Annotated in this window: 21 protein-coding genes and 1 pseudogene; 7 read left to right on the forward strand and 15 right to left on the reverse strand. The window is 51.4% G+C overall.

Annotated elements, in window-relative coordinates:
* Window positions 1–4 precede the first annotated feature (4 nt).
* Window positions 5–70: pseudogene (locus AC07N2_RS04075) on the reverse strand (twin-arginine translocation signal domain-containing protein); the annotation flags it as partial.
* 222 nt (window positions 71–292) lie between these two features.
* On the opposite strand from AC07N2_RS04075, the gene AC07N2_RS04080 reads away from it, so the two are divergent.
* The 3 genes from AC07N2_RS04080 to lpxO all read left to right on the forward strand — a co-directional run bounded on the left by AC07N2_RS04080 (window position 293) and on the right by lpxO (window position 4822).
* A complete protein-coding gene (locus AC07N2_RS04080; protein WP_494777128.1) occupies window positions 293–1243 on the forward strand; it encodes a LysR family transcriptional regulator in 951 nt (316 codons plus the stop codon).
* Window positions 1244–1486: 243 nt separating this feature from the next.
* Window positions 1487–3715: an NADP-dependent isocitrate dehydrogenase gene (locus AC07N2_RS04085; RefSeq protein ID WP_494777129.1), complete on the forward strand. Its 2229-nt coding sequence runs from the start codon at window positions 1487–1489 to the stop codon at window positions 3713–3715.
* 213 nt (window positions 3716–3928) lie between these two features.
* Entirely contained in the window at window positions 3929–4822 is an 894-nt protein-coding gene (gene lpxO / locus AC07N2_RS04090; RefSeq protein WP_197685204.1) for a lipid A hydroxylase LpxO, read from the forward strand.
* A gap of 119 nt (window positions 4823–4941) precedes the next feature.
* Here lpxO and AC07N2_RS04095 read toward each other — a convergent pair whose 3' ends face one another.
* From AC07N2_RS04095 to AC07N2_RS04110, 4 genes are all read right to left on the reverse strand, one after another.
* On the reverse strand, window positions 4942–5169 hold the full coding sequence (locus tag AC07N2_RS04095) for a Lar family restriction alleviation protein (protein ID WP_076592778.1): 228 nt from the start codon (window positions 5167–5169) through the stop codon (window positions 4942–4944).
* Window positions 5170–5410: 241 nt separating this feature from the next.
* Window positions 5411–7258: a DUF4153 domain-containing protein gene (locus AC07N2_RS04100; RefSeq protein ID WP_494777130.1), complete on the reverse strand. Its 1848-nt coding sequence runs from the start codon at window positions 7256–7258 to the stop codon at window positions 5411–5413.
* 148 nt (window positions 7259–7406) lie between these two features.
* Window positions 7407–7892 (reverse strand): asparaginase domain-containing protein, encoded by a 486-nt coding sequence (locus AC07N2_RS04105; protein WP_494777131.1) that lies wholly within the window; start codon window positions 7890–7892, stop codon window positions 7407–7409.
* A gap of 167 nt (window positions 7893–8059) precedes the next feature.
* A complete protein-coding gene (locus AC07N2_RS04110; RefSeq protein WP_494777132.1) occupies window positions 8060–10621 on the reverse strand; it encodes a chemotaxis protein CheW in 2562 nt (853 codons plus the stop codon).
* Window positions 10622–11141: 520 nt separating this feature from the next.
* Here AC07N2_RS04110 and AC07N2_RS04115 point away from each other — a divergent pair.
* On the forward strand, window positions 11142–11915 hold the full coding sequence (locus tag AC07N2_RS04115; protein WP_494777133.1) for an L-asparaginase: 774 nt from the start codon (window positions 11142–11144) through the stop codon (window positions 11913–11915).
* A gap of 48 nt (window positions 11916–11963) precedes the next feature.
* Here the strand turns inward: AC07N2_RS04115 and AC07N2_RS04120 are convergent, their stop codons facing one another.
* Both AC07N2_RS04120 and AC07N2_RS04125 read right to left on the reverse strand, forming a co-directional pair.
* On the reverse strand, window positions 11964–12944 hold the full coding sequence (locus tag AC07N2_RS04120) for a D-2-hydroxyacid dehydrogenase family protein (RefSeq protein ID WP_494777134.1): 981 nt from the start codon (window positions 12942–12944) through the stop codon (window positions 11964–11966).
* Between the two features lie 192 nt (window positions 12945–13136).
* Window positions 13137–13379, reverse strand: coding sequence for a DUF2061 domain-containing protein (locus tag AC07N2_RS04125; RefSeq protein ID WP_076592784.1), 243 nt, complete (start codon window positions 13377–13379; stop codon window positions 13137–13139).
* Between the two features lie 191 nt (window positions 13380–13570).
* On the opposite strand from AC07N2_RS04125, the gene AC07N2_RS04130 reads away from it, so the two are divergent.
* Window positions 13571–13930, forward strand: a complete 360-nt coding sequence (locus AC07N2_RS04130; protein WP_494777135.1) for a hypothetical protein — start codon at window positions 13571–13573, stop codon at window positions 13928–13930.
* Window positions 13931–13949: 19 nt separating this feature from the next.
* On the opposite strand, the gene AC07N2_RS04135 is transcribed toward AC07N2_RS04130, so the two are convergent.
* Genes AC07N2_RS04135 through AC07N2_RS04145 form a run of 3 tightly spaced genes read right to left on the reverse strand, consistent with a single transcriptional unit; the run spans window position 13950 to window position 16562 of the window.
* Window positions 13950–14651: a phosphatase PAP2 family protein gene (locus tag AC07N2_RS04135; RefSeq protein WP_494777136.1), complete on the reverse strand. Its 702-nt coding sequence runs from the start codon at window positions 14649–14651 to the stop codon at window positions 13950–13952.
* Window positions 14648–15508, reverse strand: a complete 861-nt coding sequence (locus AC07N2_RS04140; RefSeq protein ID WP_494777137.1) for an acyl-CoA thioesterase — start codon at window positions 15506–15508, stop codon at window positions 14648–14650. The genes AC07N2_RS04135 and AC07N2_RS04140 overlap by 4 nt, the downstream gene beginning before the upstream one ends.
* A gap of 52 nt (window positions 15509–15560) precedes the next feature.
* On the reverse strand, window positions 15561–16562 hold the full coding sequence (locus tag AC07N2_RS04145; protein ID WP_494777138.1) for an LLM class flavin-dependent oxidoreductase: 1002 nt from the start codon (window positions 16560–16562) through the stop codon (window positions 15561–15563).
* A 250-nt stretch (window positions 16563–16812) separates the two neighbouring features.
* Here AC07N2_RS04145 and AC07N2_RS04150 point away from each other — a divergent pair, with 250 nt between their 5' ends.
* On the forward strand, window positions 16813–16965 hold the full coding sequence (locus tag AC07N2_RS04150) for a hypothetical protein (protein ID WP_494777139.1): 153 nt from the start codon (window positions 16813–16815) through the stop codon (window positions 16963–16965).
* Window positions 16966–16993: 28 nt separating this feature from the next.
* Here the strand turns inward: AC07N2_RS04150 and AC07N2_RS04155 are convergent, their stop codons facing one another.
* The 5 genes from AC07N2_RS04155 to AC07N2_RS04175 all read right to left on the reverse strand — a co-directional run bounded on the left by AC07N2_RS04155 (window position 16994) and on the right by AC07N2_RS04175 (window position 22443).
* Window positions 16994–18976, reverse strand: a complete 1983-nt coding sequence (locus tag AC07N2_RS04155; protein ID WP_494777140.1) for a sensor histidine kinase — start codon at window positions 18974–18976, stop codon at window positions 16994–16996.
* Between the two features lie 66 nt (window positions 18977–19042).
* The gene (locus tag AC07N2_RS04160; RefSeq protein ID WP_494777141.1) at window positions 19043–20437 is read right to left on the reverse strand and encodes a sigma-54-dependent transcriptional regulator; all 1395 of its coding nucleotides are present in this window, start codon (window positions 20435–20437) and stop codon (window positions 19043–19045) included.
* Window positions 20438–20575: 138 nt separating this feature from the next.
* On the reverse strand, window positions 20576–20710 hold the full coding sequence (locus AC07N2_RS04165) for an MFS transporter small subunit (protein ID WP_494777142.1): 135 nt from the start codon (window positions 20708–20710) through the stop codon (window positions 20576–20578).
* Window positions 20711–20743: 33 nt separating this feature from the next.
* Entirely contained in the window at window positions 20744–22147 is a 1404-nt protein-coding gene (locus tag AC07N2_RS04170; RefSeq protein ID WP_494777143.1) for an L-lactate MFS transporter, read from the reverse strand.
* Window positions 22148–22251: 104 nt separating this feature from the next.
* The gene (locus tag AC07N2_RS04175) at window positions 22252–22443 is read right to left on the reverse strand and encodes a hypothetical protein (RefSeq protein ID WP_494777144.1); all 192 of its coding nucleotides are present in this window, start codon (window positions 22441–22443) and stop codon (window positions 22252–22254) included.
* A gap of 138 nt (window positions 22444–22581) precedes the next feature.
* On the opposite strand from AC07N2_RS04175, the gene AC07N2_RS04180 reads away from it, so the two are divergent.
* Window positions 22582–24615 (forward strand): TonB-dependent receptor plug domain-containing protein, encoded by a 2034-nt coding sequence (locus tag AC07N2_RS04180; RefSeq protein WP_494777145.1) that lies wholly within the window; start codon window positions 22582–22584, stop codon window positions 24613–24615.
* The last annotated feature ends 4 nt before the right edge of the window (window positions 24616–24619 follow it).

Raw genomic sequence — 24619 nt, forward strand, 5'->3', positions numbered from 1 at the left:
ATGACGGTAAAGTTAAAACAGAGGCAACTGCCAAACCGCTATCTTTTATAAAGTTTCGTCTGGAGATCATATTTTTCCGTTTGTGAGAATGGTACAAATCGGCAATTTGAACTTTGAACTATCTGCAGCAGTTCCTATTGAAACCAATGTTTGGAGTGCATTGTTGCGCAATCGATATATGCGAACAATGCTATATTCACGCTAGCTGTTATATCAAAATGGTATAGCTGAAAAATTGCAGGCGAATGCATTTACATACACAAGATGCACGGATTGAATAAAGAGTCAGGATATGGACCTCAAGCAACTTGAATACTTTGTGCGGGTTGCGGAATTCGGCAGCTTCACACGCGCCGCTGCATTTCTCGGCATTGCGCAACCGGCACTGAGCCGTCAGGTCAGACTGTTGGAAGTGGAACTGAGACAAGCGTTATTAATACGCAATGGACGCGGCGTCGTTGCCACCGATGCGGGTCGTTTGCTGCTGTCGCACGGGTTGGGCATTCTACAGCAGGTCGATCACGTCAAAGAAGCACTGGAAGCACAGCGCGGCGCAACCGTCGGACGCGTCGTCATTGCCATGCCGCCCAGCGCGGGCAAACTGCTTGCCGTTTCAACCGTCAAAGCATTCCAGGAACGCTTTCCCAAAGCTGCACTGGGCATCGTCGAAGGTTTATCGGCACATATCGCCGAATGGCTACAGATAGGTCGGGTCGACATCGGCCTCATCTACAATCCGATTCCATCGCCCGGCATGGAAATCATCCCACTGATGGAAGAAGAGCTCTACCTGATGCGTCCGGCACCTGCCGCAAAAAAGAAAAGCGGACTAGGCAAACCCGTGCGACTGGACGAACTGCCGCGCTATCCCTTGGTCATTCCGAGTCGACCACATTCGATACGCATGTTGATAGAAACGCAGATGGCGCATGCCGGCTTGCGGATGAATGTGCAGGCAGAAGTCGATGGCATTTCTGCGATCCTGGATCTGGTTTCACAAGGTGTCGGCTACGCTGTCTTGCCGCTCAATGCACTGCACACCGTGCAACTGGAGTCCGCCATTCAAGCGCATCCCATCGTGCAACCGCGTATCGTCAGTGTGCTTACACTCGCACGCTCGCAACAACGTCCAGCCACGCCTTTGGTGACCAACACTGTTGATCTATTACTAGAGTTGGTGAAGCAACACACGTCCGGTAGTGCAGCGAAGCCGCAGAGCAATCTTATTGATTTGCTACGATAAACGAGCAAACATGCACACTCAGTGACAGTTGGGTACAATTTGCACTTGTCACACTGAGACTGAATTGGCGACCAAAGATCTGCCATCAAGAGACCCCGTGTGATATTCAGCCGATTCTGCAGCGGCAAGTAATACGCAATACATCCGCAGATGCTCCACGCAAACGTTTCATCGCATCGATCGACGGCAAGAGCCGCTCCTTGCTTTGATCTTTCTTTACCTCAGCACAATTGGAAACGACCCATGTCCGCATCTTCGAAAATCATTTATACCCTCACTGACGAAGCACCAGCGCTGGCAACTTATTCCTTGCTGCCTATAGTGGAAGCATTTACGCGCACCTCCGGCATCGCCGTTGAAACCCGCGACATCTCGCTGGCTGCCCGCATCCTTGCAGCGTTTCCTGATTATCTGGACGACAAACAAAAGATTGCACCGGCACTGGCCGAACTGGGCGAACTCGCCACCAAGCAAGAAGCCAACATCATCAAGCTGCCGAACATCAGCGCCTCGATTCCACAATTGAAAGCCGCGATCAAGGAATTGCAGCAACAAGGTTACAAGCTGCCGTCCTATCCGGATGAAGCCAAGAGCGCTGAAGAAAAAGACGTCAAGGCACGCTATGACAAGATCAAGGGCAGTGCAGTCAATCCTGTCCTGCGCGAAGGTAACTCCGATCGCCGCGCACCTTTGTCGGTAAAAAATTACGCACGCAAGCACCCACACAAAATGGGTGCATGGTCGGCCGATTCGAAATCACATGTGTCACACATGGATCACGGCGATTTTTACGGTAGCGAAAAATCCGTACTGATCGCAGAAGCCGGCAATGTGAAGATCGAGCTGACTGCAACCGACGGCAGCAAAACCGTATTGAAAGAAAAGACTGCCGTGCAAGCAGGCGAAATCATTGATGCTGCAGTGATGAGCCGCAATGCATTGCGCAGCTTCATCGAAGCGCAGATCGTCGATGCCAAAGCCAAGGACGTGCTGTTCTCCGTGCATTTGAAAGCAACGATGATGAAGGTGTCTGACCCTATCATCTTCGGCCAAGTTGTTTCCGTGTTCTACAAAGACGCGCTCACCAAGCATGCAGAAGTATTGAAGCAAGTCGGCTTTGATCCAAACAACGGTATCGGCGATTTGTACGCACGTATTAAAACTCTGCCAGCCGATGTGCAAGCTGCGATCACCGCAGATGTCGAAGCGGCGTACACACAGCGCGCGCAATTGGCGATGGTCAATTCCGACAAGGGCATCACCAATCTGCACGTGCCTAGCGACGTCATCGTCGATGCGTCTATGCCTGCGATGATTCGCGACTCCGGCAAGATGTGGAATGCCGAGGGTAAATTGCAAGACACCAAGGCCGTGATTCCTGATCGCTGCTATGCAGATATTTATCAGGCGGTGATCGACGACTGCAAACAACACGGTCCTTTCGATCCTGTGACGATGGGCAGCGTGCCTAACGTCGGCTTGATGGCGCAAGCCGCTGAAGAATACGGCTCGCACGACAAGACTTTCCAGATCGCTGCAGATGGCGTAGTACGTGTCATCGATGCGAACGGCAAAGTGCTGATCGAACAAAACGTCGAAGCTGGCGATCTGTTCCGCATGTGCCAAACCAAGGATGCGCCAATTCAGGACTGGGTCAAACTGGCTGTCAGCCGCGCCCGCGCGACCGGTACCCCTGCCGTGTTCTGGCTGGATGCACAACGTGCTCACGATGCGCAAATCATCGCTAAAGTGAATCACTACCTGAAAGATCACGACACCAGCGGCCTCGATCTGCGCATTCTGTCGCCAGTTGAAGCGATCAAGTTTTCCATCGAACGCATACGCGCTGGCAAAGACACCATCTCGGTAACCGGCAATGTCTTGCGTGATTACCTGACCGATCTGTTCCCGATTATGGAACTCGGTACCAGCGCCAAGATGCTGTCCATCGTGCCTTTGATGGCTGGTGGTGGCTTGTTTGAAACCGGTGCTGGCGGTTCCGCACCTAAACACGTGCAGCAGTTTGTTGAAGAAGACTTCCTGCGCTGGGATTCGCTCGGCGAATTCATGGCATTGGCGGCATCGCTGGAACATCTGGGCAATGCCTACGGCAACGCCAAGGCATTGGTACTGGCAAAAACACTGGATCAGGCAACCGGCAAATTCCTCGATACCAACAAGTCACCTGCACGTCAGGTCGGCGGCCTGGATAATCGTGGCAGCCATTTCTATCTCGCTTTGTACTGGGCGCAAGCATTGGCTGAACAAACAGAAGATCCAGCCTTGCAAGCCGAATTCAAGGCACTCGCCAAAGCGCTGACTGACAATGAAGCCATCATCGTCAGCGAATTGAAAACGGCTCAAGGCAAACCTGTCGATATCGGTGGTTACTACCATCCGGATCGCATCAAGACCAGCAAGGCTATGCGCCCAAGCAATACGCTGAATCAAGCGTTGGACGCAGTCGCTTAAACCCGCTGTTTTCATTCAATCATCTCGCCGGCACTCTGGCTGGCGGGATGATTTGAATGACATGTTTTTCGCTGGCAACAGCCTGTCTTATAAGGAAAACCGTTGTTTTCCTTGAAATAATGCATAGCTGGCAACTGGCCGTCTCAGCATACCCCGCCACAGTTCGGTACAATTTGCACTCCGCAACGTCTGAAATCCAATTCCGACCCAATGATTAAATGGACTCTTATCTCGCTGTTTATATGCAGCGTTCTCTACACGCACTATCGTGGCAAGGTGCGACATAAGTGGCTGCGTCAATCGACCGACCATTCAACCTTCATGGCGCCTATCAATGCGTTCATGACTTTGTTCTCGCCGCTGCCGGATCGTCCTTATCACGATCTGAACAGCTATCCGGAAATGAAGGCACTGGCCGATCAGTGGGAAGTCATTCGTGATGAAGCCGTCGCCTTGCAGGACAAGATCAAGGCCTCGGACAATATGGACGATGCCGGCTTCAACTCCTTCTTCCGTCGCGGCTGGACTCGCTTCTATCTGAAGTGGTACGGTGAAAGTCATCCATCAGCGATGCAAAGCTGCCCGCGCACTGTCGCCATTCTGGATTCGATTCCTATCATCAAGGCTGCGATGTTTGCGCAATTGCCACCAGGCGCCGATCTGGGCAAGCACCGCGATCCGTATGCTGGTTCCCTGCGTTACCACCTGGGTTTGGCCACGCCGAATGATGATCGCTGCTTCATCGATGTCGATGGTGTGCGTTATAGCTGGCGCGATGGCGAAGCGGTTATCTTTGATGAAACCTATATCCACTGGGCAGCCAACGAAAGCGACAAGAACCGCATCATTCTGTTCTGCGATCTGGAACGCAAGATGAAGTGGCGCTGGGCGCAAGCCTTCAACCAATGGTTCAGCCGCACCGTGATGGCATCCACCGCTGCGCCTAACGATATGCAGGATCGTACCGGCGGCCTTAATCGCGCATTCCGCCATATTTATGCGATCCGTGCCAATGGCAAGAAGCTGAAGGCACGCAACAAGCCTTTGTACTACATCGTGAAATGGTCTATCTTGCTGGCGATAGTCGGCGGCATCTTGATGATTTGATGCAAGTCTGATGATGAGAAAAAGCTCGCTACGGCGAGCTTTTTTATTGGGAATGTAGGCTGCAGACGCAAAAATGGCTTGGTCTAGCCAAGCCATTGGTTTTGATTAGAAGCAACTATCTAGTGATGCAGCGCTGGAATTTCCAAGCGTTTATTCCAGGCATCCACTGCTTTCTGACTATTCTTGGCGTCTGCATCGCCGCTGAAATGCGCAGTGTTGTGATTCAGGGTACAAGTTTCATTCGTACAATGTACGTAGCTGTAAGGCAATTCGGATTCTAGGTAATGGGCTTCTTTCAGTTCTGCTTTACCACCGCAAAACGGGCAGGATTTCAGTGCTTTATCCATTTTTTCCCTCCAAGTGATTGCGTTATGTCTCTCAGTTTGATTCCATCGTTTGATAACTTGGATACTCAAGAGTTCAGCCGAATTCCCCTTAATGAATGAGTTGTTGATTTGCCTTATCGAAGGGCTGATTGATTGCAGCCCTCGATTTAAATTCTAGTACAAAACACAAAAGAAAGTTTCTTAACCCTACAACTTTTGTTTGTATTGTTCTTACACACGTACAAGCTTGCAACACACACATCTACTTGGGCTTTGCCACTTTCTCGCATTTGCTGCGTTCCGATGGCCAAGGCTGCACGTGCAAACGCTGACCGGCGACTTCCAGATCCTGGAACATCGGCGGCACCGCGCGATAACTACCTTCTTCCAATGCCTGTGCAACGTCCTTGCAACTCGCATTCAGCCCGTCTATCGTGCCACTGGCGCTCCACTTGCCGTCCGCCTCCAGCGAGAAAACCACCAAGCGCCCGTAATCTTGCGCATTTTTCAACAGGATTTCTGCTTTGCCATCACCCTTCAGATCAAGCAGGTAAGCATTGCATTTCTGATCTTGCCGCTTCAAACACTCCGGCAACATATAGTTGCTGCTTGAGTCCGTCCAATTCTGCGCGAGGAAGGCGGCGGGCAAACTTGCGCCTTTCGGCCAGACAGTAATGCTGTCTGCGCGCGTCTGCGCATTTGCGACAGGGCCATCCTTGTTCCACTTGTTTTTCTTTTGCAGTACAGCTGCCGCACGTTTGCGGATCAATTCGGCATCAGCACCTGTTGTCTGCGCTTTCAACTTTTGCAGTGCATCGTCGCCGTAGCGAGCACCCTCAAAACGCAGGAAATCGAAATCGAATTTGTCAGCGCTTACCTTCCCGCTTTCCAGACGCGTCAGTTGATTCGCCACAGACAGGCGCGCCGGATCGGCAATCGGCGTAAACATCGCCAGCAATACCGCCAACGTCAGAAAAGCCGTCAGCACATTTGTCGGTGCAATCCGCGCCAACCATGCATCACGTTCCACCGCTGCCCACAGATAACCGCAGGCATAAGAAATCGCCACCAGCAAACAAGCCGCAGCAATCACACGATCATTGGTCCAGCCATATTGCTGTACCCGCAAGGTCAGCGAATAAATCGCGATCAGCGTCATCGGCAATAAAAGCACGCATGCCAATCTGGCACTCACGCGCAGCACGCGTGCGACTTCTTTACCAACTTCACCACTTTGGAATGCAGTATTGATCAACACCACCAAGACCGCGGTCGAACCCAGCAACACCGATGTCGCATGACGCGTCGCCCACAAAGGCTCCAAGCCGGTAAAAGGCAGGCTGATGAGAAAGCCGCCAACGATCAATGTCGTAATCGGCAACAACCATGACATCAATACCAACAGCAAGCTGCGTATGCCGCGCACGATGCCCGGACGCACATCAGTAATATGCAACGCGGTAGAAAAGGCAAAGACCGTTACCGGGATCACAAACCACGATTGGTCCAGCAGCTTTTGCAGAAAGTTGAGCTTGACCAGCATGAACAAGGTTGCGCCCAACCACAGGATCAGCCACAACACACCCACAAACAGCGCCGACAACTTGATCTGTATCAGCAGTTGCCAGGCACTTTCAAAATACGAAGGGTAACGTGCAATACGACGTTGATCTTTTGCCGCCGCCAAGACCAGAGCATGCGCAATATAGAAACCGGCAGCAGCAAAGAACAGCAGCAAACCGGAAGGCATGCGCTTGAACGTGCCACCGCCCAACCAGCTTCGCCCTTCAATGAAACCGATACGCCAGATATCGTAAGTACCCAGCACCGCACAAATCAACGCAGCGACTGCCATCCAGATCCACATGCGTCGTGATTCAAGATGACCCAAGCCAGAGATAAACAACACTGGCACAAACAGGAAGATCAACGCCAAAGGGGCGAATAGATAGGCATTGGTCGCCGGCCAGCTCGCTGACTTCAGGGAAAAATACAGCGCATACAACACGGCACCCTGCAGCAAACCCGTCAACAGCCGCAAGCGCGCCACACGATTCGTCACGATGGCTTTGGGTATGGACAACTCTTCATCTGTTGCGGTCGTATGCATCTGTGTGCTCCCGTTTATTGTTGTAATCGACTCTGCAAGTATCTGTCGATGGTAATCCCGATTTACGCCCAAGCACCATATAAACAAAAAGCCGGAAAATCAAATACCTGATTTATCCGGCTCTACTGTAGCTATACACATTGCACATTCAACGTTTTTCAAACACGCCTTCAACCCGATTCTTGCGCACATTATTCCAGGTGAAGATTTGCGCATTCATCGCGATGTACACGCCGTGCGGCAAGGCTTGCGCAATACCGCAGGCAAACCCGAAGTTGAAGAGAGCATCCGAATCCCTGATTTCGTAAGGGATCATCGCGCCAGTCAGCACGATGGTTTTTTTCAATTGCGCGGCGCCGAGCACTTCCGCCGTTTCTTTCATCGTATCGGTACCGTGAACGATGACGATACTTTTTTCATCGGCGCGCAGACAGGATGCGGCAATGCGTTGACGGTCGGCGTCGTGCATGTCCAGCGAATCCAGGAAGGGAAGTTGCTCAAGCTGCAGCGGCACCGTAATCCGGGCGCGCTTGATGATCTGTGGCAAATGGCCGTTACTGAAACTCAGCTTGCCGGTAATTTCATCGTAATGCTTATCGAAAGTACCGCCGGTGGCGATGATGCGCAGTGTCATTTGGGATCACACAACAAAGATAGTCCAAAAGCGGATATCACATCATAACGCGAGCCAGCCAATTGTGAGAAGAGCTACGCATTTATCAGACGATAAATTTACAAATGGATGAGGCCGATATCGCGAGGCTATCTCTACCGCGCGTATCTGCACTCATCCATCCGGCTTCAGGCAGCAATCTTCATCGGTTCGGCAGGAATTGGAATTTCCTGATCGTTGAGAACCGCGAACAGATGATCGACGTTAATCGATTGAATCAGCAAGCGGCCGCCATTGGCTTGTATCACTTCCGTCACCAGCATGCCATCGGTCGGACTGGCCAATGGCGTCGGTGTGATTTGCGAAGCTTGGAATTCAGGCACACCGTGCAACTCACTTACCAGTAAACCTATGCTTTGCGTGCCACGCTTGACGATGATGACTTGGCTGCTACTGTCTATCTCTGACTTGTAACCACGCATCAAATGACCCAGATCGAAGACCCAGACAAAACGCTTGGCTTCATTGTCGTGATGCAGCGCGAGGATGCCGATCCGTTCCGGACGCCCACCCATCGAGACCGGTGATACGGCCGATGCCGGCAAGGCTTCTTCCGCGTGTTCCGCCGCCAGTGCAAACAAGGAACCATCGATGAAGAAGGTGGCAAATTCGCGTCCCGGCGCTGCCGTTGGATCGACTTCCAGCGTGGTCGATGCGCTATTGCCGTTGTTGATTTTTTGCCGTTCTTCGCCAAAGGAGTTGTAGACCACAGCCAGCACGTCTTCGCTGTAACCATCCGAAGTCTTGAACTCGCGATAGCCGTGCGATACGGTGCAACCGAGTATGGCGTAATGACCGTCGTGAATAACGATGCGCGAAGTGCTGCTGCCGTTTTCCATCGCCAGTAATTCTGGATCTATCTCCAGATAGTCGCCAACCGGACGCGTGGGATCGGTGCTGGAAATAATACGGCCGCTGCGATTAATGAAGAGGGCGCTGACTTCTTCCTTGTCGCCTAATGCACCTTTCAGCATGGCCGAGAATTCCGGCTCCGAATCGAACACGATGCCGATGCCACCGACAATTTGTCCGGCGTTGTCTGGATGACGGATCGCGGCGTGATAAACATAAGTCGGCCGTTCGCCATACAGCGGCGTGTTTTCAAACGGCGTGACGTAATAATGCTGATCGCTGCGCAAGCTTGAAACATGATCCAGCGTGGTTTCGTCGATATGTGTGCCGACTACTTCCAGACCATCTTCCTTGAAGTCGGTGCTGGCGATGATCATGCCTGCGTTGTCGTAGATAAGAATCCGCGTATAGACCGTGTACAGAGAGTTGATGTAATCGAGAATCTCGCTCAAGCGCGCGACAGTTTCTGGCGATTTATGCGGTGCTGCCAGCGCAACTTGCAACTCCGGCGTCAATGCCCACCAGCGGCAATCATCCGAGCGCTCGTACAGATTGCGATCCAGCAGATCGACCATCAGATGCGAAACGAATTCCGAATCACTCAGGCTGGACGACAGCACGGTCTCGTACAGATCGCGAATTGATTGCGAGAATAGTTCGTTACTGCGCGCGCCGGTTTCGCTGATTTGCTCAAGGATCGTTTTGAGTTTCAGCAGCTCGCCGTTTTGCCCTGCCGTCATGACTTGGCCGTTCCACACCACGCGCCGTATTGTTTCTGCCGCGCTCATGATTTCAAACAGCGGCGGGCAGAATGATTGTGCATGCGAGAGCAAGCCATCGGCCACATCGGCATCCAGTGACTTCAATGCGGTGGTTTCCAATCCGGTGAAACCCAATTCAACCGGAATCATGACTTGCCCTTGCCAGCCCGGCGGCCCCATATAACCTTGATAACCGTCAGCAGGGAAAGTGCGCGCCAGATATTCGCGTCCGCCGTACACCACCAAGCGCGGATCAGCATCGCGATTGACCGGCACCGTCGCACCAACCGGTATCCACAGCGGATCGGCACTGGCGATCACGCGATTGCTGCCATCCAGCAGCAACATATTGGAACGCTCGGCAGGATCACGATGCGAGCGGAAAATGCCGGCCATTTCTTCTTCGAAATGGAAGCACAGGCACAGCACGCCAACCACGACGCCGGTTTCCGGATGATGCATGCGGCGTGAATAAATCAGCGCCTCATGTTTGGCAGGGCGCAGATCGGTAGCGCGGAAAGTTTCAACATAGGTGTCTGATGCCAGCGTTTCCTTGATCAGCGGATCGGTAGTGCCTTCCAGTGGTGTGGTTTCATCGATTTGTACCAGCACATTGCCGGCCACATCGACCAGCATGATTTCGTCGTAGACGGTGTATTTGTTGCGATAGGCGCGCAGACGTGCACGGATCATGTCGCGGTCGTCATGCAAACCGGCGACAAAAGTACACAGCTCGCGGTCAGTCGCGAGAAAGCCGACATCAGCTGTGCGTTCATACAGATTGCGCACGACGATATCGATCACGTACTGCGCCTTGGTGCCGATTTCTTCCAGCACATTGGAAACCTTTTCGCGCACCAAGCTGCTGACCAACTCTTGTTCCAGACGATTGAAACCGGCGCGTGTCGCCGCCATCGTCGGCAGGATCGCCTTGGCTTCAACCGGACAATTCATCTTGGCCGAAGCTTCGATCATGCGCCACATCAGGTTCAGCTCACGCAAGGATTGCTCGCAGCGGCTGACATCGCGCATATACGGCAGGAAGGTATCGATTTGTAGCGAAGCGTGGGTATCCATAGTGGGGTCCTAACTCTCAATATGCAGCGCTGACAGTCTGTTGCGGGAGGCGCAACAGCAATGCATTTGCATAGATTCTTTAAAGCAATTAGCAGACCAAGCAGCGAAGATGCAGGAGAGACAACGTTGAATGAAGAAGTTGATTTTTAAACGATGAGGTGTGAAATGGTGCAGAAAATAATTTACATATTTGCACTATTTTGAGGCGCGTGAATAACAGCCACAAATTTTGCATTTTTATGGTGCACGCTTCGCGCTAAACTCTGTGCCAAGCCTGACGCTTTACATGTCTTTGGCAATGACTTCGAGGTAGCAAATCCCTAGGATGCAATGCGCACAGCTCACTAGCTTGATGCATACGTTTTTGCGTGTGACCCAAAGTGAATTTGCCCAATAAATAGGCGTGTTTACTGCACATGCGCAAACGCCCGTGCATGATCGCTCCGGCGTCCGACAAGCAAGGCGTTCTCAAATACCGTTACACTATCGCTGGTCCACATATACAAGTACTGCTTTACCAATGAAACCTATCGCACCAGGTACCGTGATTTTTCATCGCCATCGTGGCTATGGCGTCATCACGGCCGTTAACTTGATGACAGGCTGGATTTCTGCCCGCTTCGGCAACGAAATGCGCACGCTCGATTTGAATCTGTCGACCGATGAAGTTCAGCACGCCGATGGCGAAGCCATACTGTTCCGTCGTGCGCCGCCGGATCCTATGCCGCATGCGCGTCTGATGGCGATGGTGCGCGAACTGCATAGAGCCGGTTATCAACGTCTGTATTTGTACAGTTGGCCGAAACCATCCGGCCTGCATTGGCGCTGGCATTTATTCACCGGGCCGCGCAATTGGATGGAGCGTCCATGGCGCGAAGGCTGGTACGGCTCCGGTGCCGAATACAATTGCAATCCTGTGATGGGTTGGGGCGATACGCCCGGTGAGACAGCGGAAGAATTGGCCAGCACCCTAGCGCAATTCGATCCAACCGGCATCGCGCAAGCATTGGGGCGCGATGAAGATCACGCGCGCTGGTTTGATGTTGTATGTGAAGCCCTGCTGCCGGATTACACCTTCTCGCTAGGCTGGGACAAACACGATGGTCCGATTCCCGATTCGCTGCCGGTGATTCCGGTACGCCGCGGTGTGCCTGAGTATTCAGGTCCAGCCTTGCCGTGGCCACCGGGTTGGGCCAAGTTGTGGGGCAGTTCGCATCTGGCCAGTACGACGGCGACCTTGCTGCCCAAAGTTGAAAAAAGCCAGACCAGCGACCGCTCCAACACCGTGAAGTAAAACTTCATTCACGCTTACCTGGCGTTCTGCTCGGCAAACGCACTCTCATCAGGCCTTGGGCTGCAATACATTCTTAGGCGTACCGTTGGCGTAGTCGACGATGTTCTGGAATGCGATGCGGAAATACAATTCATAACTGTCTTTTTCCACATAGCCCAGATGCGGCGAAGCCAATACATTCTCCATCCGTAACAAGGGAGAACTAGGCGGCAACGGTTCATTCTCAAACACGTCGAGCGCGGCATAACCGGGGCGACCTTGTTTCAATGCTGCTTGCAAGGCATCGGCCTCTACCAGTTCGGCACGACTGGTATTGACGAACAAGGCATCCGGCTTCATGCGTGCCAGATCGGCAGCTGTGACTATGCCCGTCGTTGCATCGTTCAAGCGCAGATGCAACGTCAGCACATCAGCTTCGCTGAAGAATACTTCCTTCGATGCGGCGGCACGATAACCATCCTGTACAGCCGCCTCGCAACTTGCCGTGCGCCCCCATACCATGACATCCATGCCGAAGGCTTTGCCGTAAGACGCGATCAATTTACCTATGCGGCCGTAGCCCCAAATACCCAGCGTGCGTCCCTTCAATACCGTACCCAGCGTATTGTGCGCAGGTGACATCGATGCGGTTTGCCACAAACCATCCTTCAAATTACTCACGTATTGCGGCAGCTTGCGCGTTGCCGCCATGATCAAGGCCCAGGTTAATTCTGCCGGTGCCGTCGGATCGCCTATGCCTTCGACTATCGTGATGCCGCACGCTGCTGCTGCGGCCAGATCGATATGGCCACTGACCTTGCCGGTTTGCGAAATCAATTTGAGCTTGGGTAGTTTTTCCAGCAAGGGACGCAATAAGACCGTACGTTCACGTATCAAGACCAGCGCATCGAAATCCGCCAGACGGATCGCTAATTGCCCGACGCCGCGCGCGCTGTTGGTAAACACTTTTACTTCATGTCCATCCAGCAAAGAGAAACAAGCGAGATGGCGAACACTATCTTGATAATCATCGAGAATCGCGATTTTCATGAACACTCCGGTGGCGGTAAACGATCTAGCGTACTGTCTGCACGCGCGATAAAGATTTGTATTATCCGACAGCTTGCACAACTGTGGTGATAGATCCAAGCGAGAAGGTACTGACTATTTTTGCGCAATAAAAAAGCCGCTGGAAATCAGCGGCTATCGGTAAAGAAGTGATGCGTAGACCAGGCCGCGTCATCACACAGCCTGCATTTCACCTGATGCAGATTGATGTGAGGAGTTGGCTTTTCGCGCTTCCAGCTTTGCGCGTATCCGCTCCCACATCTTGTCGTGCAAAGGCAGCAACATCACATTGCAAATAGGCTCTACCACGGCGGCCACACCGCCCAGAGCGATCGAGCCGGTTGCCACGTACATGACGGCGAAGGCAACACCCATATGCATTGCGATTTGACTGGTGGTTTTTGCTACGGTGACCATGATGGAATCCTTTCTGCCTGTCTTGCGGCCTGTTTGACCTTGAAACAGATGATAGCGATTCTCATTTAATAGTACAAATTGATTTATTTTAAGAAATCAATAGCAATTACCTATACATGGCTTTCCCGGCTGAATATCGCCGCTTCGCGTAAAATCAGGGCACGCATTACCACCCCTCCACCGGATTTTACGTGCCTCACCGAATCACCACCATCATTGCCGCACCTGTTCGCTTCATCCGCACATCCGTTTATTCGCTTTGGGCCTTGCAGAGCAGGGAGCGCGTGCGCCTGTGGAATGAGATGACGCAGATGCGCGGCTTGCTGCCTTTATTGATGAAGCAGCGCAATGGTTATCGCTGGACGGAACTGGACCGCAAGCGCATCAAGGTGCACCTGCATAAGCTGGTAGAACTCAGTCCGTACATGGTGTTGTTTGTCGCACCGGGCGGTTTATTTGTCTTGCCGGTGCTGGCGTGGTGGCTGGATAGACGCCGCTTGAAACATGATGAAGATACCGGCGAAACCATCGTGGAAGAATTGCAGCCGTAAATTTCAGCGGCAATCTCGTTCACATCGCTGGCCGCGGTGGCCAGATGAATCGCATCAAGCCATCCAGCAAGAAGCACATCGCCCATACCAACCAGAGCGTCCACAAATTGTGCGACAGAAAATGCGCACCACGCGCCATCTGCACCACACTCATCATCACACCCATCAATAAACTCAGAGCCAAAAACGCGCGCGCGAATTGTGGTTTGTCTTCTCTAAAAGCAAAGTAAGCAGCAAGCAAGCCGAAACCGCCAGAAGCATGCCCCCCGGGCCAACATTCGCCAGGGCCAGCCCACTTGTCCGCAATGCCAAATAGGGGAAACCATTGACCTCGACCACCAAACTCATTGATATCCCACGGGCAGGAATGCACGCTGTTGATCTTGATCAGCAGTACCACTAACGGCGCAATGGCCGCCATTAACGCGAAGAGAAACAAGGCACGTCGCCATGGCCGCAACGCCATCACCCAATGACTGATGATCGCCAAAACGATGCCGATCACGAGTATCCAGACTGTGACCAACTTCAAAACCGTATGCCCCCAAAAATCCAGTGCTTGCGAAATGCGCAAAGGAAAACTGTTCGCAACAGTATCGAAAAATTGCCGCTCCAGCCAAAAATCCAGACGGCCGTCGCGCGATATCCAGGTGAACAATAATCCGGTTACCAACAAAGCGATTAAATTGATCGTGGTAAAACGCCGATACGCAGCACTCACTTCGCCTCACCCCGCAAGCGAATCAAACCTTCTTGTGCCACCGTCACCAGCAACACACCGTGCTGATTGTAAACATGCAAGAAACACAGACCACGGCCACCGGAGGCATTCGGACTTTCCATGGCAAAGAGCAGCCAGTCATCCATGCGTAACGGACGATGAAACCAGATCGTGTGATCGAGGCTGGCAATCTGCAAACGCGGATCGGTCATCTTGATGCCGTGCGGTTGCAGCGCGGTCCACAGCAAACCGTAATCAGATGTGTAAGCAAACAAACTCTCATGCAACAGCGGATCATCAGGCAATTGCATGGGCGCACGTGCCCACACCTGGCGTGTTGCAGACGTATGCTGACCATTGAAAATATTGTTGTCCAGATCGCGGAAATCCACCGCCGCCGGATGAAAGGCACGACCAGTTGCAAGCGCACCTTGCTGCCAAGCTTTTAAAGTCGATGGCAGCGTCTCTGGATCGGTCATGAACGGCGCTTCTTTTTGATGCGACAAACCTTCTTCTTCCGTCTGGAACGAAGCCGACATCACAAAGATGCGACGCCCTTCCTGCGTTGCGACCACACGCCGCGTACTGAAGGTGCCGCCATCACGCACACGTTCAACTTCATATTCAATCGGTAATTGATGATTGCCGGGCAGAATGAACAAGGCATGCATGGAATGCGGTCGGCGCTGCGGCACCGTACTGCACGCCGCATATAAGGATTGACCCAGCGCCTGCCCGCCAAAGACATTCGGGCTGCCCATGAAGTGACTTTGTCCGACGAATTTATCCTCTCCGGTTTTCTGCACGGCCAGGAGCTGAATAATTTCTTCAGTGTTGTATAAAGACTTATCCAGCATGAGATGCTTTCTTGTAAAAAGATCGTCGCACTATACCTGAGACAAGCGGCGATTACGCCTGCCACACATCAGCAACGATTTCATACGAGCGCACGCGCTTGGCATGATCAAAAATCATGCTGTTGATGATGATCTCATCGGCCTGCGTCATATCCAGGAATGCTTGCAGCTTTTCTTTGACGATGGCAGCGTCACCGATGATGGACGCACGCAACATCGACTCGACTGAAATACGTTCATGCGGCAACCATGCATCATCCATGTTCTCGATAGGCGGCGGCAGTTTGCCCGGTGTACCGCGCACCAGACTCAGATGCATTTGCTGTTGCGAAGTCGCCATATGTTGCGCTTCTTCCTCTGTTTCTGCAGCAAAAATATTCACACCCACCATCGCATACGGCGCATCCAGCGTCGCCGATGGACGGAAAGTCTGGCGATACAACTGCAGCGCATTCAACATGTAATCAGGCGAGAACTGTCCGGCAAATGCGAATGGCAAACCAAGATGGCCCGCAAGTTGCGCGCTATAACTGCTCGACCCCAACAACCAGATCGGGATATTCAATCCTGCACCCGGAACCGCCTGGATGGCCGCAGCTTCTGCAGCAGGTTGCAAGAATGCACGTAGCTCGTTCAACTGTCTTGGGAATTCGCTACCGTCATCGCTGATCTCGCGGCGCAAGGCGCGTGCAGTCGCTTGATTGGAACCAGGTGCACGTCCCAAGCCAAGATCGATACGACCTGGATAGAGCGATTCCAACGTACCGAATTGTTCTGCAATCACCAGCGGTGCGTGATTCGGCAACATGATGCCGCCAGAACCTACACGTATCGTCGAGGTACCACCGGCAACGTAGCCGATCACGACGGAAGTCGCCGCGCTGGCGATGCCAGGCATGCTGTGATGTTCGGCCAACCAGTAACGGTTGTAGCCACGTTTTTCTACATGTTGTGCCAAATCCAGCGAGCGATGAAAAGCATCGGCAGGTGTGCCATCAACCAGAATCGGCGATAAATCGAGGACGGATAAAGGGATATCTTTTAAGGATTTCATGAAGAGCAATCTACTCGCGATATAAAGGCAATCCGCTTGCAACACAAACTTGAGCACAGCGCGGATGGAAGATCGACAGCATAGCGTGAATCGACAAATCGAACCGAACACAGCAATTTACTTAACGAAATAACCAGCGCTAGGAAGATGGTTATTACACAGAAGTCTGCAACTGTTTCTTAAAAACAAGCCTACCCATCACAGGCATCGCTCATTACAATGAACCATCCTTTATGCGCAGGAGATCGACATGCCTGGTATTCGCTCCACACTTGTTGCCGTTGCTATCGTCATGCTCGTGGTCGCATGTAAAAAACCGTCGACTACACCAACACCCAAGATGAGTGAAAATGCGACGTCTGTCATCACACCGACAAGCACGGCATCAACAGCAAAACAATAAGCATCGCCGCTCATCGCGTTCCGCCATTTCAGGCGAGCAAGCGCACCGTGAATTCCGTGCCTACGCCTTCTTCGCTTTTAACCGTAATCGTTCCGCCATAACGCGCAACCAGCGTGTAGCTGATCGATAAACCCAGTCCGGTTCCACCTTGATGCTTGGTCGTGAAGAAGGCATCGAAGATATGCGCGATGTCTTCTTTCTTGATTCCTATGCCGGTGTCGGCAACGCTGATCGTTATACTGCGCGCGCCATTTTCTTCATAGCTATCTTTGGTCGTGATAGTCAGCCTGCCGCCATTTTTCATTGCATGGATGGCGTTGGTACAAAGGTTGATCAAGACTTGCTGTAACTCGCCACGATTGATAGGCACTGTGAGCGTGGCTTGCTTGTCATGCACCACTTCGATATTGCTTTGATTCAGCAAGTGACGCACCAACACCAAGGAATCAGCCACCACATCGTCTATCGTAATTGCTTCTACATAACCGGCGAACTCGCCTGGACTGGCGAACTGCAACAGTTTGGTGACGATGGTATTGATGCGATGAATCTGCTGATCCATCAATTGCAATTCGCCTTGCACTGGCTTCGCTGCAGATCCCAAGGTATCGCGCAACACATCCAGATTGCCTTGCAACACCGCGACCGGATTATTGATTTCATGTGCAACACCAGCAGTAATTTCACCGATGGCGGCAAGTTTTTCTGCCAGCACCAATTGCTGTTGTGCCTGCACCAGTAATTTATTCGTCTGCTCCAACTCAACGGTGCGCTCAACCACTTTGCGATCCAGTTGATTGCCCCAAGTCTTCAGCTCTGCATTCTGCTGTTGCACGGTATCGAGCAATTCATCCAGATGGCGCGACAGATTACCCAGCTCGTCACGTGCTTGTACACCTCCCGTACGCGCATCCATGTCGCCCAGCTCTACCGCAGTCATCGTGCGGTTCATGCTCTTCAGCGGAATGTAGATATTGCGTGCCACACGCAATGAAAAATACACGCCACCGATCCCGATTGCAGTGAACAAAACGGCCAGCAAAATGATCGCTGTTTCCTTTGCTTGGCGAAATGGTGCTTCCAGATAACCGACATACAACATACCGACACGCTTGCCAAAACTGTCGCTGATCGGTTCATACGCAGAGATATACCAATCATGCACAACGAAGGCTCTATCCAGCCAAGTCTTGCCATCATTGAGTACATGATCACGCACGATCTGTGAAGCGCGCGTACCAAGCGCACGCTTGTCACCGAACAAACGTACATTGGTTGCGATGCGCACATCATCGATGAACAGCGTGGCAGTACCGGCGCTACCTTCCGGCAATGAGCCGTCCGCATAAACCAGACTATTAATGGTATCGACGAAAGCGAGATTTTGATTCAGCAACATACCGCCTTCCAATACACCCAACAACTTGCCATCGTCGTCATACACCGGCGTAGCAGAATGGATCACCATGCCACTGCGTTCTGCGGTTTGTTTTGTTGGTGCCGCGTTCGAGGTATTGATTAATTCCAGATACGCTTGCTGTGCAACGCTATCGTCTATCTGTCTTAATTGCGCTTCTGAATAAATGTCGATCTCTGTCGTTTTATCACCTTGCAATGCGCCATGCACAACCGGCCAGCTTGCGTTGCTGGTCACCATGTTCGATGGTTTACCAGTCGACGACACCAACACATGACCTTGCGTATCGAGATAATTCAGAAAATCCAGACCGAGTACCTTCTGTTTTTCCAACAAGATGCGTTGCAGATTTGCGTGATCGTCTTCCTTGACCGTCGAGACGAAAGGGTAGGAGTCACCAAGGCTGGAAACATCCAGTCCTATGCGTTCACGCACATGAATAAAATATTCGTGCGCAACCGCAAGATCACTACTGACCTTGAAGGTAAGCAAGCGATCGTAATAGCCTATGCCCCAATAAAAAATCAGTGAAAACAGTATCGGCAAAACCGTCAACAACGGTACCAGTGCGACCAGTAATAACTTGGTACGCACCGACACATTGGCGAGAAAGTGCCGGTTAGATAGCCATTGAAAAAAACGACGCACGTTAAACAAAATTTACATGCCCCATTCAGCGCATTTACGTTCTAGCGTCTTGCGCGAGATGCCGAGACGACGACCCGCTTCTGATTTGTTGCCATCCACTTCCGCGAGAATTTTAAGTATGTGTTGTTTCTCGACGGCCTCTAAGGTCACATCGTTGTTACTGATGACCGACGCAGATGCAGTACTGGAAGTAACGTCAGAAATATTGCCGAGTATCAGCCAACGTTCTATCAGATTACGCAGCTCGCGCACATTGCCCGGCCATGCATACGATGCCAGGGATGCGAACAATGCGCTATCCGGCTTCTTCGCGGCGACACCTAATTGTTGCGATAACTGCCGCACAAAATATTCTGCCAATGCGGGAATATCATCGGTGCGTTCACGCAGTGGCGGCATGTGTATCTGCACCACATTCAGTCGGTAATACAGATCCTGGCGGAAGCGACCTTCACGCACGGCATCTTCCACATTGCGATTGGTCGCTGCAATCACGCGCACATCAACCGGTATCTCACGCTCGGCACCGACAGGGCGGATTTTCTTCTCTTCCAGTACACGCAGCAATTTAACTTGCATCGCCAGCGGCAATTCCGCTACTTCATCCAGAAAGAGTGTGCCGCCTTGCGCATAGAAGAACAAACCTTCACGCGATGAAGCCGCACCGCTGAATGCGCCCTTGATGTGCCCGAACAATTCGCTCTCGATAATATCCGGCGCAACTGCACCGCAATTAATAGGGACAAAATTATTGCCGGAGCGATTACTGAGCTTGTGCATGGCACGCGCAGCAATCTCCTTGCCGGTACCCGATTCGCCGGTAATCAGTACCGTACTCGGCACTGTCGCCAGACGCTTGATCGCATCACGTATCGGTTGCAAGGCCGCGGACTGACCAACCAAACCATCGACGCCAGCCAGATCAACATGTGTATCCAGCTCGCGACGCAAAATGAAATTCTCGCGACGTAAATGTGCACGATCGAAACAACGTCCGATGGCACTCAAAATTTGATTCACCCGAAACGGCTTCAGCAAAAAATCCGCTGCACCAGCACGCAAGGCGCGGATCGCTGTTTCTAGATCGGCGAAAGCAGTGATCAGAACCACATCGTTATGCAAACCAAGTTCGCGAACTTCCTGCAACCAATCGACGCCGGATTTACCAGGTAAGGAATTATCCAGAATGATCAAATCGAAATGACGTTGTCCCAATAAGACGTTGGCATCTTCCACTGACTCGACGGCTTCCACCCGATTGCAACGACCAACCAAGGTGCGCTGCAAAAAACTGCGCATGCCAGGCTCATCGTCGACGATCAGAATAGAACGTTCTTGCCAGCCGCCGAATGCTTCAACGAAAGGCTCATCTGTTTCTGTATTGATGGGAGGAGTTGCTGCGCTCATATTTGATTCTGTGCGGATAAACACGGACGATGGATGATGGTTTCTTATAACCCATATTTTCTCATCCTGCTGCATACAAATGGAAAAAGCGAGGCACCCGGAGGCACCTCGCTTTTCTCGTCTTCTTGTCAGCAAATCTTAATGGAACAAAGCCATTGCTTTTTGCATGGTGGACCAGACACCCCAGACCAGGGGAATACTGACGTACAACCAGAAAACAGTCACGACCATCGGGCTGGTTTTCTTGATGCTATGCGATGTTGTTTCGTTCATACATTTCTCCTTTGCGCGATATCAATAGGGCGCTTAACGCGCACCTGCAGGTTGCGCATTACCGCCACGCATGGAATTGTTGTTCTTCGCTGCATCCTCACGCAGATAGTGTTTTGCATCGACCGGCTTGATAAAGTAATTACAGATAAAGCCCAGCAGTAACAGACCCGCCATGATGTACATCGTGACTGCGTATGCCTCACCCTTGGCCACACCTTGATCAATTTGGTATTGGCGGATGTAGTTGACCAGCACTGGTCCGAGCACGCCTGCAGCCGCCCATGCAGTCAACAAACGACCATGGATGCCGCCAACAAACTTGGTACCAAACAGATCGGCCAGATAGACCGGCACTGTCGAGAAGCCGCCACCGTACATGCTGACGATGATGCCGTAGAACAATACGAACAAGGCAACGCTGCCGCTATGTCCGGTGTAAGGAATACAGGCATAGAGAATGGCGCCAACGATGAAGAAAATGAAGTAAGTACGCTTGCGACCCAGGTAATCCGATGCCGACGACCAGAAGAAACGACCGCCCATATTGAACACGCTGAGTAAGCCAACAAAGCCGGCGGCGGCGGCGGCTGAAACCGAGCCCTTGAAGGTTTCCTGAATCATCACTGAAGCCTGACCCAGCACACCAATACCCGCCGTCACATTCAAGCACAAGACCAGCCACAGCAAATAGAACTGTGGCGTCTTCATCGCTTGATCAATATCCACATGATGCTTGGTAATCATCTTGTTCTCGACCACAGGCGGCACCCAGCCGGCTGGCTTCCAGTCCGGTGCAGGAATACGAATAGCCATCGCACCGATCGACATCGAGATGAAGTACAACACACCCATCACGACGAAGGTTTCCGTCACGCCAACTGAAGTCGCGGTCTTGAAATGATCCATCAGGTAGACGGACAAAGGAGCGCCTATCATCGCGCCGCCGCCAAAGCCCATGATCGCCATGCCGGTTGCCATGCCGCGTCTATCCGGGAACCACTTGATCAGCGTTGAGACAGGCGAAACATAACCGAGTCCCAAACCAATGCCGCCGATGACGCCATAGCCGAGATACACCAACCATATCTGATGCAGCGAAACGCCGATCGCAGAAATCAAAAAGCCGCCGCCGAAGCAACAAGCCGCGACAAACATCGTCAAACGTGGACCGACTTTTTCCAGCCATTTACCACCGAAAGCGGCAGCCAAACCGAGGAAAACAATCGCCAGGCTGAAGATCCAACCGAGTGTAGTCAGCTTCCAGTCATCCGGTGCCGGACTATCGATACCTATCAGTTTGGATAAAGGGCCATTGAATACGCTGAATGCGTAAGCCTGTCCGATACAAAGATGAACTGCCAATGCAGCCGGCGGCACCATCCAACGATTGAAGCCGGGACCGGCGACACTTTTATCTTTTGCAAAAAAATCGAGCATGTAAATCTCCTCATTTGATCTTGTTCGCAACATCGCTGTGTTACGAGGCGTTTTTTGACGACGCTCATGCATCGTCTGCGGCGAAGCTTCTTCACCAGGCGAGATCAATAGGCAATCGACATGCCAGATAGAGGAATCAATACAAGCTGTTGATTTTTAAAGATTTTTACAAAAACATACGACTTACGGAATGGGACAATTTGACCAAGCACAGCGACAATTTGTCCCTCTTCTAACTGAGCCAAATCCTCATTTAAATCTGCCATACCAGCTTGTAAATTGTTGCAAATAGTCATCAAACCCCGTTAATTTTCTGTTAAAACGTTATGTCGTACAAATATATAACGTATATACTCTCGCTTTTTAAAAAATGATCGTTATGACTGATTGGATACAACGAAGCAATCAGAGAAGCCAATAATTGAGGGAGTGAAATGAGTTACCAGTTGTCTCGTACCACCATCGCAGCATCCTTGCTGCTTGCGTTCGGTAGCACTGCATTTGCAGCAGAACCGGTCAATGAATCCAATATCTTTACGCTCGGCGAAATCAATGTCGCAGGATCAAACACGAAGGCGGCAGCCACAGGTGGCGCCACCATTACTCGTGAAGATCTAGATGATTTCAATCGCGAAACCGTAGTTGAGGCACTAGACCTCTTGCCTGGCATTACGACCACCGGCGGTGGCCAGCGTAATGAACGCATGGTGTATGTACGCGGCTTTGACAGTCGTCAGGTACCGGTATTCATCGACGGCATTCCGATTTATGTTTCTTATGATGGTTATGTCGATCTGGCTCGATTCACTACTTACGACATTGCGTCCATCGACGTAGCCAAGGGCTTTAGCTCCGTGTTGTATGGTCCAAATACCTTGGGTGGCGCAATCAATTTGATCAGCCGTCGTCCAGTCAAAGCATTCGAAGGAAATATTGGTGTCGGCATTCGATCCAATGACAAATTCAATTCAAACGGCAACAATGCCAACATCAATCTCGGCACCAATCAGGGCATGTGGTACGCGCAACTCGCCTTGTCTTACCTAGATAAAGATGGCTACACACTGTCGCGCGATTTCCGTCCGGTTGCAGCACAACCGAATCGCGAACGTCGCAATGCCTATAGCACCGACAAGAAAGTAAACATCAAAGTTGGTTTGACACCAAATTCGACAGATGAATACTCGCTGAACTATATCAACCAACAAGGTGAAAAAGGCAGCCCGCCTTATGCTGGCTCGGCACCGAATACCGGCGTTAATTATTGGCAATGGCCTAAATGGAATAAGGAAAGTCTGTATTTCATTTCCAATACTGCTATTGGCGCAGACTCGTATGTCAAATTCCGCGCTTATTACGACAAGTTCTCCAATGATCTTCGCAACTACACCAATGCAAGCTACACCGTACCCAATGGCTTCAAGCAAAGTATTTACGAAGACCACACATACGGCGGAAGCGTAGAAGTCGGCACCAAAATCACAAGTGCAAACACTTTGAAAGTTGCCTTACATGTGAAGAAAGACTTTCACAAAGAAAATAATATAGGTGAACCAGTTCAAAGAGCCGAAGATCAGACCACATCCTTTAGCATTGAAGATACTCATCGCCTGACAGAGAAACTGGATCTTGTGACCGGCTTTAGTTTTGACAAACGCAAAGGAAAAGTTGCGCAGGAATACGACACCACTCGCGGTCTTTACAACTTCCCTCTCGGTGATGGATCAGCATTCAACCCGCAAGCTGGTTTGATCTATCGCTTCTCTGAAACAGGAAATGCCTTTGCTACAGTTGCGCGCAAATCACGCTTTCCAACGATTAAAAATCGCTACTCCGGCGGCCTTGGCACAGTTATTCCAAGTCCAGGATTGAAGGCAGAACACTCGACAAATTATGAGATCGGTTTTTCGGAAAAATTGACACCCAAAATTCGTGTTAATGGGTCTGTTTTCTACAGCGAAATTACCGATATGATGCAGTCGAATGATGTACTCAGTGCAGGCTTGGCTTGTCGTTCATCCAACAACACACCTATCTTTTGCAAACAAATGCAAAATATCGGCAAGGTGACGAGCAAAGGATTCGAGCTTGGTTTGACCGCTGCAGTAACGAGTAGCTTGGAAATTGGTGGCAACTATACCTATCTGGATCGCAAGAACAAGTCTGATGCAAAATTCTTGACCGAGGTACCAGCGCATAAATTATTTACTTATGCAAAATGGGCTGCAACACCAAAGTTGAATGTGATTGGCAATGCGGAATACAACTCGAAACGTTACAGCAATGACACCGGTACTCGCATCGCATCTGGCTTCACCCTGGTCAACACCAAAATTAGCTATGCCATTCAGAAAGATGTAACGATCGAAGCGGGCGTCAACAATCTGTTCGATCGCAACTATGCATACACTGAAGGCTTCTACGAAGAAGGCCGTAACCTCTTCGCTAATCTGAACTACCGTTTCTAAGAGT

The organism is Herminiimonas sp. GW821-FHT09C12 (assembly GCF_059416385.1).

Coding starts and splice junctions, on each gene's coding strand:
- AC07N2_RS04080 (WP_494777128.1), top strand. CDS start 293: ATGGACCTCAAGCAACTTGAATACTTTGTGCGGGTTGCGGAATTCGGC.
- AC07N2_RS04085 (WP_494777129.1), top strand. CDS start 1,487: ATGTCCGCATCTTCGAAAATCATTTATACCCTCACTGACGAAGCACCA.
- AC07N2_RS04095 (WP_076592778.1), bottom strand. CDS start 5,169: ATGGATAAAGCACTGAAATCCTGCCCGTTTTGCGGTGGTAAAGCAGAA.
- AC07N2_RS04100 (WP_494777130.1), bottom strand. CDS start 7,258: ATGCATACGACCGCAACAGATGAAGAGTTGTCCATACCCAAAGCCATC.
- AC07N2_RS04105 (WP_494777131.1), bottom strand. CDS start 7,892: ATGACACTGCGCATCATCGCCACCGGCGGTACTTTCGATAAGCATTAC.
- AC07N2_RS04110 (WP_494777132.1), bottom strand. CDS start 10,621: ATGGATACCCACGCTTCGCTACAAATCGATACCTTCCTGCCGTATATG.
- AC07N2_RS04115 (WP_494777133.1), top strand. CDS start 11,142: ATGAAACCTATCGCACCAGGTACCGTGATTTTTCATCGCCATCGTGGC.
- AC07N2_RS04120 (WP_494777134.1), bottom strand. CDS start 12,944: ATGAAAATCGCGATTCTCGATGATTATCAAGATAGTGTTCGCCATCTC.
- AC07N2_RS04125 (WP_076592784.1), bottom strand. CDS start 13,379: ATGGTCACCGTAGCAAAAACCACCAGTCAAATCGCAATGCATATGGGT.
- AC07N2_RS04140 (WP_494777137.1), bottom strand. CDS start 15,508: ATGCTGGATAAGTCTTTATACAACACTGAAGAAATTATTCAGCTCCTG.
- AC07N2_RS04145 (WP_494777138.1), bottom strand. CDS start 16,562: ATGAAATCCTTAAAAGATATCCCTTTATCCGTCCTCGATTTATCGCCG.
- AC07N2_RS04150 (WP_494777139.1), top strand. CDS start 16,813: ATGCCTGGTATTCGCTCCACACTTGTTGCCGTTGCTATCGTCATGCTC.
- AC07N2_RS04160 (WP_494777141.1), bottom strand. CDS start 20,437: ATGAGCGCAGCAACTCCTCCCATCAATACAGAAACAGATGAGCCTTTC.
- AC07N2_RS04165 (WP_494777142.1), bottom strand. CDS start 20,710: ATGAACGAAACAACATCGCATAGCATCAAGAAAACCAGCCCGATGGTC.
- AC07N2_RS04170 (WP_494777143.1), bottom strand. CDS start 22,147: ATGCTCGATTTTTTTGCAAAAGATAAAAGTGTCGCCGGTCCCGGCTTC.
- AC07N2_RS04175 (WP_494777144.1), bottom strand. CDS start 22,443: ATGACTATTTGCAACAATTTACAAGCTGGTATGGCAGATTTAAATGAG.
- AC07N2_RS04180 (WP_494777145.1), top strand. CDS start 22,582: ATGAGTTACCAGTTGTCTCGTACCACCATCGCAGCATCCTTGCTGCTT.